The 11,230-nt window shown below is 71.1% G+C and carries 10 protein-coding genes; 7 read left to right on the forward strand and 3 right to left on the reverse strand.

The features are described 5' to 3' along the window. Positions 1–7 precede the first annotated feature (7 nt). The 7 genes from ACFYXU_RS00810 (at position 8) to ACFYXU_RS00840 (ending at position 6,749) form a co-directional block, all read left to right on the forward strand. On the forward strand, positions 8–421 hold the full coding sequence (locus tag ACFYXU_RS00810; protein WP_030496942.1) for a roadblock/LC7 domain-containing protein: 414 nt from the start codon (positions 8–10) through the stop codon (positions 419–421). A gap of 160 nt (positions 422–581) precedes the next feature. Beyond that, entirely contained in the window at positions 582–986 is a 405-nt protein-coding gene (locus tag ACFYXU_RS00815; RefSeq protein WP_017235980.1) for a DUF742 domain-containing protein, read from the forward strand. Then, positions 967–1,548: an ATP/GTP-binding protein gene (locus tag ACFYXU_RS00820; RefSeq protein WP_116158662.1), complete on the forward strand. Its 582-nt coding sequence runs from the start codon at positions 967–969 to the stop codon at positions 1,546–1,548. Before ACFYXU_RS00815 ends, ACFYXU_RS00820 begins: the two co-directional genes overlap by 20 nt. A 341-nt stretch (positions 1,549–1,889) precedes the next feature. After that, on the forward strand, positions 1,890–5,126 hold the full coding sequence (locus ACFYXU_RS00825; RefSeq protein WP_389456092.1) for a nitrate- and nitrite sensing domain-containing protein: 3,237 nt from the start codon (positions 1,890–1,892) through the stop codon (positions 5,124–5,126). Between the two features lie 7 nt (positions 5,127–5,133). After that, entirely contained in the window at positions 5,134–5,547 is a 414-nt protein-coding gene (locus tag ACFYXU_RS00830; protein ID WP_317877038.1) for a roadblock/LC7 domain-containing protein, read from the forward strand. A 91-nt stretch (positions 5,548–5,638) separates the two neighbouring features. Then, a complete protein-coding gene (locus ACFYXU_RS00835) occupies positions 5,639–6,187 on the forward strand; it encodes a DUF742 domain-containing protein (protein WP_329849266.1) in 549 nt (182 codons plus the stop codon). After that, positions 6,168–6,749 (forward strand): ATP/GTP-binding protein, encoded by a 582-nt coding sequence (locus tag ACFYXU_RS00840; protein ID WP_015036414.1) that lies wholly within the window; start codon positions 6,168–6,170, stop codon positions 6,747–6,749. Before ACFYXU_RS00835 ends, ACFYXU_RS00840 begins: the two co-directional genes overlap by 20 nt. Positions 6,750–6,886: 137 nt before the next feature. Here ACFYXU_RS00840 and ACFYXU_RS00845 read toward each other — a convergent pair whose 3' ends face one another. The 3 genes from ACFYXU_RS00845 to ACFYXU_RS00855 all read right to left on the reverse strand — a co-directional run bounded on the left by ACFYXU_RS00845 (position 6,887) and on the right by ACFYXU_RS00855 (position 11,160). Continuing rightward, entirely contained in the window at positions 6,887–7,087 is a 201-nt protein-coding gene (locus ACFYXU_RS00845; protein WP_329850308.1) for an acyl-CoA carboxylase subunit epsilon, read from the reverse strand. Positions 7,088–7,101: 14 nt separating this feature from the next. Next, entirely contained in the window at positions 7,102–8,685 is a 1,584-nt protein-coding gene (locus ACFYXU_RS00850; protein ID WP_389456094.1) for an acyl-CoA carboxylase subunit beta, read from the reverse strand. A 153-nt stretch (positions 8,686–8,838) separates the two neighbouring features. Next, positions 8,839–11,160 (reverse strand): polysaccharide lyase 8 family protein, encoded by a 2,322-nt coding sequence (locus ACFYXU_RS00855; RefSeq protein WP_389456722.1) that lies wholly within the window; start codon positions 11,158–11,160, stop codon positions 8,839–8,841. Positions 11,161–11,230: the final 70 nt, after the last annotated feature.

Genomic DNA, 11,230 nt, shown 5'->3' on the forward strand with positions numbered 1-11,230 from the left:
GAACGCGATGAGCCAGGCGGCGCAGAATCTGAACTGGTTGATCACCAACTTCGTGGACAACACCCCCGGGGTGTCCCACACGGTGGTGGTCTCCGCCGACGGACTCCTGCTGGCCATGTCCGAAGGATTCCCCCGCGACCGCGCCGACCAGCTGGCGGCGGTCGCATCCGGACTGACCTCGCTGACCGCGGGCGCGTCCCGGATCTTCGAGGGCGGACCCGTCGCGCAGACCGTGGTGGAGATGGAGCGCGGCTTCCTCTTCCTGATGTCCGTCTCCGACGGCTCCTCGCTGGCCGTGCTCGCCCACCCCGAGTGCGACATCGGCCTCGTGGGCTACGAGATGGCGCTGCTGGTCGACCGGGCCGGCAGTGTGCTCACCCCGGATCTCCGCGCGGAGCTCCAGGGCAGCCTGCTCCACTGACGGTCACGTTTCACCGGACACCCGACCGACCGACCGACACCGACAGGGCGGTACGCCCCTCCGTACCGCCCTGGGCACCGTTCACCGTCCGGCCGCCCCACCCGGCCCCCCACCGGCCCCATCAGACGGCAGAAGTCTTGCTGTCACGCCCGGAGGATTCATGACCCCGCCCCCCGCCTCTCACGATCCGTACGGCGCCTCAGTCGACGAGTACGGACATGAGGGCGACCAGCCGCTGGTGCGTCCGTACGCGATGACCGGCGGCCGGACCCGGCCGCGCTACCAGCTCGCCATCGAGGCACTGGTCAGCACCACGGCCGACCCGGCGCACCTCGCCACGCTCCTCCCGGAGCACCAGCGGATCTGCCACCTCTGCCGCGAGGTCAAGTCGGTGGCCGAGGTGTCGGCCCTCCTGTCGATGCCGCTCGGCGTCGCCCGGATCCTCGTGGCCGACCTGGCGGAGGCCGGCATGGTGGCGATCCACCAGCCGGGCAACGGAGAGACCGGCGGCACGCCGGACGTGACACTGCTCGAAAGGGTGCTCAGTGGACTTCGCAAGCTCTAGCGGCGGCGCGGCCAGATCGACCACCAGCGCGAAGATCGTGGTGGCGGGCGGCTTCGGCGTGGGCAAGACCACGTTCGTCGGCGCCGTCTCGGAGATCAACCCGCTGCGTACCGAAGCCGTCATGACCTCCGCGTCGGCCGGCATCGACGATCTGACGCACACCGGCGGCAAGACGACGACGACCGTCGCCATGGACTTCGGCCGCATCACCCTCGACCAGGACCTGATCCTGTACCTGTTCGGCACCCCCGGACAGGACCGCTTCTGGTTCATGTGGGACGACCTGGTCCGCGGCGCCATCGGCGCCGTCGTCCTCGTCGACACCCGCCGCCTCGCCGACTGCTTCCCCGCCGTCGACTACTTCGAGAACAGCGGCCTCCCCTTCGTCATCGCCCTCAACGGCTTCGACGGAAACCAGCCCTACCAGCCCGAAGAAGTCCGCGAGGCCCTCCAGATCGGCCCCGACACCCCCATCATCACCACCGACGCCCGCCACCGCGCCGACGCCAAGAGCGCCCTCATCACGCTCGTCGAACACGCCCTCATGGCACGGCTCAAGTAACGGAGCGGGCCACGGCAGTTGTCCTATGCCTCTGGCGGGGGGCGGTCTGTGTCATTCGACACGGCCGCCCTCGCGTTCATAACATTTCGACAGAGAATTGGGGCGCCTCGGACACCCGACGCATCCGATCGGTGTCGCTGCGCTCACCTGAGCCCCGCCATTTGGCGGGGCTCGCTCTTTATGCCCGTTTTATGTGAGGCCTGGACCACTGAAAGAGGCCGCTTCCCACTGTTTGGAACGGACCCCCTTCACGTGCTGCAATTCATGAACTCCCGAGTAGTACGGCCCTGAACGAAACACCGGCACAACGTAGGTGCCGACGCCGAGAGGTTGTTGGTCGAGTGAGGCGAAGCAAGGAAAGCTCCGCGGAGCAGGAGACGCGGGGCAACTTCACGCCGCCGTCGCGCACGGCGGTGTCGCCCGCGGACGTTCCCGTGACGCCGCCCCCCACCGAGGCGCCCAAGGGAAGCTCCAGCAAGCTGTCGCCCCGCAACTGGCGGGTGCCCACCCGTCTGAACGCGATCCTCTGCATACCCGTGCTCGTCGGCCTCGTCATGGGCACCTTCCAGGTCAAGTCGGCGATCGACACCTGGCAGGAGGCGCAGGACGCCGAGAAGACGGCGCTCATCGTGCGCGCCGCCTCGGAGTACAGCACCGCGCTGCTCAACGAGCGCGACCTGACCGCCGGCCCCCTGCTCGTCGCGAAGACCCCCGAGGGCCGCAAGGCCGACGAGGTCACCCGGGCGTACGCCGCGACCGACGCCGCCAAGGCGAGGTTCGACGAGGCCGTCAAGGACATGCCGTCGGGCCAGGGCCTGGAGCGCCGTCTGCGGCTGTTCCAGGACGAGGAGCCGAAGCTGGAGACGCTGCGCAAGGCCGCGTACACCCGCTCCCTCGACCCGGTGAACACCCAGCTCGGCTACACCGGCGTGCAGCACTACCTGATGGAGTTCTCCAACGAGCTCGGCCTGGGCACCGGCAACATCACCAGCTACGGCCGGACCGTCTACGCCATCCAGCTCTCGAAGGGCGCGGAGTCCCTCCAGCGCTCCATCGGCACCCAGCTCCTGGTCCGGCCCAGTCAGGACGAGGGCGTCTTCGCCCAGCAGTCCGTGGCGTTCAACTCGTACAACTACCTGGAGCAGATCGCCCTCGGCGAGTTCAGCTCCGGCGGTCTGCCCGAGGACGTCGAGCTGCTCAAGAAGGTGATGGCCGGCAAGGCCGCCGACGGCGAGAAGAAGATGGCCGCGGCCGGCGTCGAGCTCCCCAAGGGCAAGGACGGCTCCGTCTACTCCGGCGTCGCCTCCCGGATCGGCAGTGCCAAGAGCGCCGACGGCATCGCGGACCTGAAGGACAAGGGCATCACGCCCGAGGCCTGGATGGCCGTGGCCACCGCCAAGTTCGACGGCTACAGCGAGGTCGAGAAGACCCTCGTCGACAAGGCCGTGACCGAGGCCGCGGACATCTCCGACGCGGCCAAGACCGACGCCTGGGTCAACGGCGCAGTCGTCGTCGTCGCGCTGCTCGCCGCCTTCGTCCTGGCCGGGATGATGGCCCGGCAGATGAGCCGCTCGATGCGCCAGCTGCGGACCGCCGCCTTCGGCATCGCCGAGCAGCGCCTGCCGATGCTGGTCGACCAGCTCTCCCGCACGGAGCCGGGCCGGGTCGACACCCGGGTCCAGCCCATCCCGATCGACTCGCAGGACGAGATCGGCGAGGTCGCCCGCGCCTTCGACCAGGTCCACCGCGAGGCCGTCCGGCTCGCCGCCGAGCAGGCCATGCTCCGCGGCAACGTCAACGCGATCTTCACCAACCTCTCGCGCCGCAACCAGTCGCTGATCGAGGGCCAGCTGACCCTCATCACCGACCTGGAGAACAACGAGGCCGACCCGGACCAGCTGGAGAATCTCTTCCGCCTGGACCACCTGGCCACCCGTATGCGCCGCAACGGCGAGAACCTCCTCGTCCTCGCCGGCGAGGAGCCGGGCCGCCGCTGGGACCAGCCGGTCCCGCTGGTCGACGTCATGCGCGCCGCCTCCTCCGAGGTGGAGCAGTACGAGCGCATCGAACTGGCCGGCGTGCCGGAGGCCGAGATCCACGGCCAGGCCGTGACCGACCTCGTGCACCTGCTCGCCGAGCTCCTGGAGAACGCCACCACGTTCTCCTCCCCGCAGACCAAGGTCCGCGTCACCGCGACCCGCCTGCCCGACGGCCGCGTGATGGTCGAGATCCACGACAAGGGCATCGGCCTCACCGCCGAGGACTTCGCGGACATCAACCACAAGCTGGCGAACCCGCCGACCGTGGACGCCGCCGTCTCCCAGCGCATGGGCCTCTTCGTGGTCGGCCGGCTCGCCGACCGGCACGGGATCCGCGTCCAGCTCCGCCCCTCGGGCGAGCAGGCCGGGACGACCTCGCTGGTCATGCTGCCGGACGCGATCACGCACGGTGGCGGTGGCGAGCAGCCGCTCCAGGACGACTTCACCGTCTCGCAGATCATGCCGCAGCAGCAGACGAACGCCTTCGAGGCCGCTCCGCAGCAGCAGATGCTCACCGCGGCCGACCTCGGCTTCGACGACTCGCGCTACGAGCAGCCGGCCGAGGAGGAGCGCGAGCTCGACCCGGTCAACCGCTCGCTCCAGCGCGAGGGGCGGCGTGCCGCCCTGGAGGCCCAGACGCAGGGCGGCGACCATCCGCAGTTCGCGGCCCAGCCGGAGCAGGCGGAGCAGTACGGCCGGGCCCAGGAGTTCGGCCAGGCCCAGGAGTACGGGCAGCCGCAGGCCCAGGAGTACCCGGCGGAGCAGTACCGTGCCGAGCCGTACCCGGCGCAGGAGTACGGCCAGGAGTACCCGGCCGGCTACCCGCAGCAGGACGGTTACGCCTATCCGCAGCAGGGCTACGAGGCGTACCCGCAGCAGGGTTATGCGGAAGCCTCGTACGAGGCCCCGGCGACCGAACACCAGCAGTACGACAATGCGTTCGATCCCCAGTCCCACCAGGCACAGTGGCCGGATCAGAGCGCTTACCAGGGCGGCTACGGACAGGATTTCGGAGCGGAATCGGAATCTGCTCCGAGCGCTCCCGAACAGGCCCCCGACCGCGTAGGCTTCGACCGTCCGGGTCCGACCGCCAGTCCTTCTCCGGACGCCGGACACGCGCTGACCGACGCCGGTCTGCCGCGCCGCGGCAGCGTCGCCCCGCCGACGCAGCAGGTGCCGCAGCAGGCTCCGCAGCAGCCGAAACCCGCGCAGCCGGCAGAGCAGCAGGACCAGGCCGACGGCAACGACGCGTGGCGCTCGACCAACGACGAGCGCTGGCAGCGGGCCGGAAAGCTCAAGGACCCCAAGGCGGGCGGGGTCACCTCGTCCGGTCTTCCCCGGCGGGTCCCGAAGGCCAACCTGGTCGAGGGCACGGCAGAGCAGACCCCGCAGGGCGGCCCCCAGGTCTCCCGCGCACCCGAGGACGTCCGGGGCAGGTTGAGCAACCTGCGCCGCGGTGTCCAGCAGGGACGCAGCGCGGGAACGGACACGAACGGATCGGGCCTCGGCCCGGGCAGTACCTACAACCAGGAGCGTTAGTGTGAGCATGAGCCAGGCGGCGCAGAATCTGAACTGGTTGATCACCAACTTCGTGGACAACACCCCCGGGGTGTCCCACACGGTGGTGGTCTCCGCCGACGGACTCCTGCTGGCGATGTCCGAGGGGTTCCCCCGGGACCGCGCCGACCAGCTGGCGGCCGTCGCCTCCGGACTGACCTCGCTGACCGCGGGCGCGTCCCGGATCTTCGAGGGCGGTGCGGTCAACCAGACCGTGGTGGAGATGGAGCGCGGCTTCCTCTTCCTCATGTCGATCTCGGACGGCTCCTCGCTGGCCGCGCTCGCGCACCCCGAGGCCGACATCGGTCTCGTGGGCTACGAGATGGCGCTGCTGGTGGACCGCGCGGGAACCGTCCTGACGCCCGACCTCCGGGCCGAACTCCAGGGAAGTCTGCTCAACTAACAGACGGACAGTGCGTTTCGTGCCACCGCACCGTAAGGTGCGGTGGCGCGGTTCAAGGGACATGGACCGCGAGGCAGTAGGAGGAGGAGACGTGGGTACACCCCCGGGCGCGAGCCCTTACAACGGTTATGACGCGCACCAGGCGCCACTGGGCGACACCGCGCAGAACCGATTCAACTTTCCCTCCACCCCGAGCAGACAGGGCGTGTCGCAGCCCTACGCGCAGCCTCAGGTCCCGTCGGCCGCGGGTTCCCCGTCCACCTCGCGCGGTCCGTCCTCCTCGGGCGGTTCCGGTGGGCACAACCCGCTGGTGCGTCCGTACGCGATGACCGGTGGCCGGACCCGGCCGCGTTACCAGCTCGCCATCGAGGCGCTGGTCAGCACCACGGCCGATCCGGCCCGGCTGCAGGGGCAGTTGCCCGAGCACCAGCGGATCTGCCGGCTCTGCTTCGAGATCAAGTCGGTCGCGGAGATCTCGGCCCTCCTCTCCATCCCCCTCGGCGTCGCCCGAATCCTCGTGGCCGACCTGGCCGAGGCCGGCCTCGTCGCCATCCACCAGCCCGGCGGCGACGAGGCCGCCGGCGGTCAGCCAGACGTGACACTGCTCGAAAGGGTGCTCAGTGGACTTCGCAAGCTCTAGCGGCGGCGCGGCCCGTTCAACCACCAGCGCGAAGATCGTGGTGGCGGGCGGCTTCGGCGTGGGCAAGACCACGTTCGTCGGCGCCGTCTCGGAGATCAACCCGCTGCGTACCGAAGCCGTCATGACCTCCGCGTCCGCGGGCATCGACGACCTCACCCACACCGGCGACAAGACGACGACGACCGTCGCCATGGACTTCGGCCGCATCACCCTCGACCAGGACCTGATCCTGTACCTGTTCGGCACCCCCGGACAGGACCGCTTCTGGTTCATGTGGGACGACCTGGTCCGCGGCGCCATCGGCGCCGTCGTCCTCGTCGACACCCGCCGCCTCGCCGACTGCTTCCCCGCCGTCGACTACTTCGAGAACAGCGGCCTCCCCTTCGTCATCGCCCTCAACGGCTTCGACGGAAACCAGCCCTACCAGCCCGAAGAAGTCCGCGAGGCCCTCCAGATCGGCCCCGACACCCCCATCATCACCACCGACGCCCGCCACCGCGCCGACGCCAAGAGCGCCCTCATCACGCTCGTCGAACACGCCCTCATGGCACGCCTGCGGTAAGTCCCGGCGGTCGCACGGGAGACGGCCCCGCACCCCCAGGGTGCGGGGCCTTCGTGCGTGGAGTGCCCCGCACGGACGCCGAAGGGCCCCGCACCGGTCGGTGCGGGGCCCTTCGTGCAGCGAGGGGAGCGAGGGGGTCAGCCCTGCCAGGAGTGCGACGGGCGGAAGCCCGCCTGGCGCTCCAGGCGGCGCCAGCCGGCCGCGGTGCGGCCGTGGTGCGCGGCGGTCTCGGTGGGCTGGGAGGCCGCGCGGGCGAGCAGCACCGCGGTGATGGCGGCGAGCTCCTCGGGGTCTGCGGTGCCCTTCTCGACGCGGAGAAGGTTGGCGGGGCTGGTCACGTGGATGACTCCTCTTACTGAGGCGGGTTGCCGTGCTTGCGGGACGGCAGGTCGGCGTGCTTGGTGCGGAGCATCGCGAGGGACCTGATGAGCACCTGGCGGGTGTCGGCGGGGTCGATGACGTCGTCGACCAGGCCGCGCTCCGCCGCGTAGTACGGGTGCATCAGTTCCGCCTTGTACTCCTTGACCATGCGGGCCCGCATGGCGTCGGGGTCCTCGGCCTCCGCGATCTGCTTGCGGAAGATGACGTTGGCGGCGCCTTCGGCGCCCATGACCGCGATTTCGTTGGTGGGCCAGGCGTACGTCAGGTCGGCGCCGATGGACTGGGAGTCCATCACGATGTAGGCGCCGCCGTAGGCCTTGCGCAGGATCAGGGAGATCCGGGGCACGGTCGCGTTGCAGTACGCGTACAGGAGCTTCGCGCCGTGCCTGATGATTCCACCGTGCTCCTGGTCGACGCCCGGAAGGAAGCCGGGTACGTCCAGAAGGGTGACGATCGGGATGTTGAAGGCGTCGCACATCTGCACGAAGCGCGCGGCCTTCTCGGAGGCCTCGATGTCGAGGACGCCGGCGAGCGACTGGGGCTGGTTGGCGACGATGCCGACGACCTGGCCGTCGAGCCGGGCCAGGGCGCAGATGATGTTGCGGGCCCAGCGCTCGTGGACCTCCAGGTAGTCGCCCTCGTCGACGAGCTCCTCGATGACCTTGTGCATGTCGTACGGGCGGTTGCCGTCGGCGGGCACGAGGTCGAGGAGGACGTCGGAGCGGCGGTCGGCCGGGTCCTCGGAGGCGACGGTCGGCGGGTTCTCGCGGTTGTTCTGCGGGAGCATCGAGAGGAGGTAGCGGACCTCGGCGATGCAGGTCTCCTCGTCGTCGTACGCGAAGTGCGCGACGCCCGAGGTCTCGGCGTGCACGTCGGCGCCGCCGAGGCCGTTCTGGGTGATCTCCTCGCCGGTGACCGCCTTGACGACGTCCGGGCCGGTGATGAACATCTGCGAGGTCTCGCGGACCATGAACACGAAGTCCGTCAGGGCGGGGCTGTAGGCCGCGCCGCCGGCGCACGGGCCGAGCATCACCGAGATCTGCGGGATGACGCCGGAGGCCCGGGTGTTGCGCTGGAAGATGCCGCCGTATCCGGCGAGCGCGGAGACGCCCTCCTGGATGCGGGCGCCGGCGCCGTCGTTCAGGGAGACCAGCGGGGCACCGGACGCGATGGCCATGTCCATGATCTTGTGGATCTTCGTGGCGTGGGCCTCGCCCAGCGCGCCGCCGAAGATCCGGAAGTCGTGCGCGTAGACGAAGACCGTGCGGCCCTCGACCGTGCCCCAGCCGGTGATGACACCGTCGGTGTACGGCTTCTTGGTCTCCAGGCCGAAGCCCTGGGCGCGGTGCCTGCGCAGCTGCTCGACCTCGTTGAAGGAACCCGGGTCGACGAGCAGCTCGATGCGCTCGCGCGCCGTCAGCTTGCCCTTCGCGTGCTGCGCCTCGGTCGCACGGTCACTGGGGCCACGCAGCGCCTGCTCGCGCAGGACGTGCAGCTCGGCCACGCGGCCACGGGCGTCGGCGGGCTCGCTCGGGATCTGGTCCACAACGGTCATGTACCGACCCTACGAAGTCACACAAGAAAACCCCGCCGTCGACTCCGTACAGTCTCGCGTGTCGAATCCTGGTGGGGCTGGACAGAACCCTGCCCCGTCCAGCCCGAGTCAACAGCCAGACACCCCTTGTGTTTGTAGGGTGCCCACAGTGACCTACACCAGGACCTCGCAACCGTGCGTCGCGCCGCCGGTACCCGGGGTGACGCGCAGCCGCAGCGCGGACCCGGTGGCGAGGACCTCCACCGAGGGGTCGTGGCGGACCACCCGGCGGACGGGACGGTTCCACACCAGCTCCAGCGGCTGCCCCGTGCGGAGCGGCTCGGAGACCCTCAGGTCGAGGACGGACCGGCGGCGGCGGAGCAGGACGCTCGCCGGCGCGGTGACCGTGAGGGGTCCCACCGTACCGGCCCGCCAGAGGTTCGCGGCGGTCAGCCCGAGGGACGGGACGGCGATCGCCTGCCGCTCGGCGGTGTTGTCGAGAACGTGCAGCCAGCCCGGGTCGGCGGCCCGGGCGGCGAGCGCGCGCCGGGAGGCGCCCGGCATCAGCAGGTAGGCGTACGAGGCGCCCACCGGGTCGGTGCCGTGGTCCAGCCAGAGGGTCTGGTAGCGGCGGGTGCGCCGCTCGGTGGAGCTGGTGGTGTTGATGTCGCTCCAGGCGCCGGTGCGGTCCTCGCGCAGGGTGCGCAGGTTCCCCGTCCCCCGCGGGAAGACCCAGCCGCCGTGCCCCTCCAGGTGCGCCCAGCGCGCGCCGGTGCGGAAGGCCTGGGTGCCGGACTCCCCCAGGAGCCGGTTGTCGACGACGGTCTCCACGGGCACGCCGTCGCTCGCGGTGATCCCCGCGCCGAGGCAGACGACGGCGTCGGCGGCGCAGAACCAGGAGAGGCGGGCCTCCAAGGTGGAGCCGAGGCCCTTGAGGTGCTGGCCGACGGCCGCGTACTCGCCGTCGGTGGAGCCGCCGACCCAGCGGACGGCCGGCCGGGCCGCGCCCCACTCGCCGCCGGCCCGGTCGGCGAGGCGCCGGGTGGAGACGGTGGTGCCGGGGAGGCGGTACGGGTCGACGGTCGGCCAGAACCAGTCGGTGTACTGGTCCCCGAGGTCCGGGGTCCACCAGGAGAGCATGCCGGCGCCGGTGTGCCAGCCGCGCGGGTTCTCGCCGTTGCCGCACTCGTAGTACGCGATCCGGTCCGAGGCCATCGCGATGTTCGCGGCCCAGCCGGGGCGGCGGTGGACGGCCCGGTCCATGGCGGCGAAGAGCCGGTGTCCGGTGGGTTCGGGGGCGGCGGGGACGGGGGCGGCGGCGACGGCGTGGAGCCGGGCGAGGTCGGCGACGCCGAACTGGCGCGCGGCGAGGACCGGGGAGACGGTGTCGCGCTCGATCCAGCCCTTCACGCGCGCGTGCCACCGGTCCCGCTCGGCGGCGGACGCCCCGCCGGCGAGGAGGGCGATGGCGGCGATGACGCCTTGGCCGTGGAAGTGGTCGGAGCGCATGATCCGGCGGTCGTCGTTCTTGAGGTAGCCGCGGCTGAGGGCGCGCCCGTTGACGCTGTCCATCATGAGGCCGTCGTAGACGAGGGGCGCGTAGGCCTTCTCGACGCTGTCGAGGACGATCTGCCGGTTCGGGTCGGTCACGGCCCAGGTGGAGCCGGCGAGCAGGGAGAAGAGCCGGCCGAGGCCGTCCAGCATGACCTGGCCGTAGGTGCCGGAGTAGGCGACCCAGGTGTGCTGGACGAAGGAGCCGTCGGCGTAGAGGCCGTCGCCCCGGGAGACGTACGGGAAGACGGGCGAGAGGGCGTCCCGGGCGAGGGCGATCTTGGCGGGGGCCGCGCCGAGGATCCCGCGCAGGGCGACCGAGCGGCAGAGGTCGACGCGGTTGGCGCCGGTGGAGGTGCCGGAGTAGTCCGTGAGGACCGAGTCGGGCACGAAGTGGTCGACGGCCGCGCAGGCGGCGGCGACGCGCTCGGGGCCGAGGCGGGGGCGGAGGGCGGCCACGACGTCCATGAGGAGGCGGGGGCTGCCGATCTGCCACTCCCACCAGTTGCCGTAGCGCGGGGCGCCCGCGCGGTAGACCGTGGCGGAGAGGTGGTCGAGGCCGCGCAGTACGTCGGCGAGCAGGCCCTCGTCGCCGGTGAGGCCGGTGCCGGGCTGCGCGTACGCCTGGGTCATGGTCCACAGACGGCTGTAGCTCTGGGTGATGCCGGCGGGCGGGTCGAAGGGGGCGTCGGGCCAGAGCGAGCCGGTGGTGGCGGCCATGCTCGCGCGGAAGGCGCGCGCGAGCGTGCCCGTCTCGGCCAGCCGGCCGGCGTAGGGCTCGGCCCCGGCGTCGAAGCCGGAGCCGAGCTGGAGGTCGAGCCAGCGGAGCCGCAGCGTCTCGAACTCGTCGGCCGCGTCGGCCGCGTGGGCCTCGGGGGCGAGGGCGAGGGCCGCCGCGGCGGCGGCCGTCGTGCTCAGGAAGGTGCGGCGGGACCAGGGGGACAGGGACACGGGAGCCTCCCGGGGGAAGTGGTGGAGACCGGTCGGCGCCCGGTGTAACACCCCGTTTCCGACG

Source organism: Streptomyces sp. NPDC002232 (assembly GCF_042890295.1).
Classification (GTDB): Bacteria; Actinomycetota; Actinomycetes; order Streptomycetales; family Streptomycetaceae; genus Streptomyces.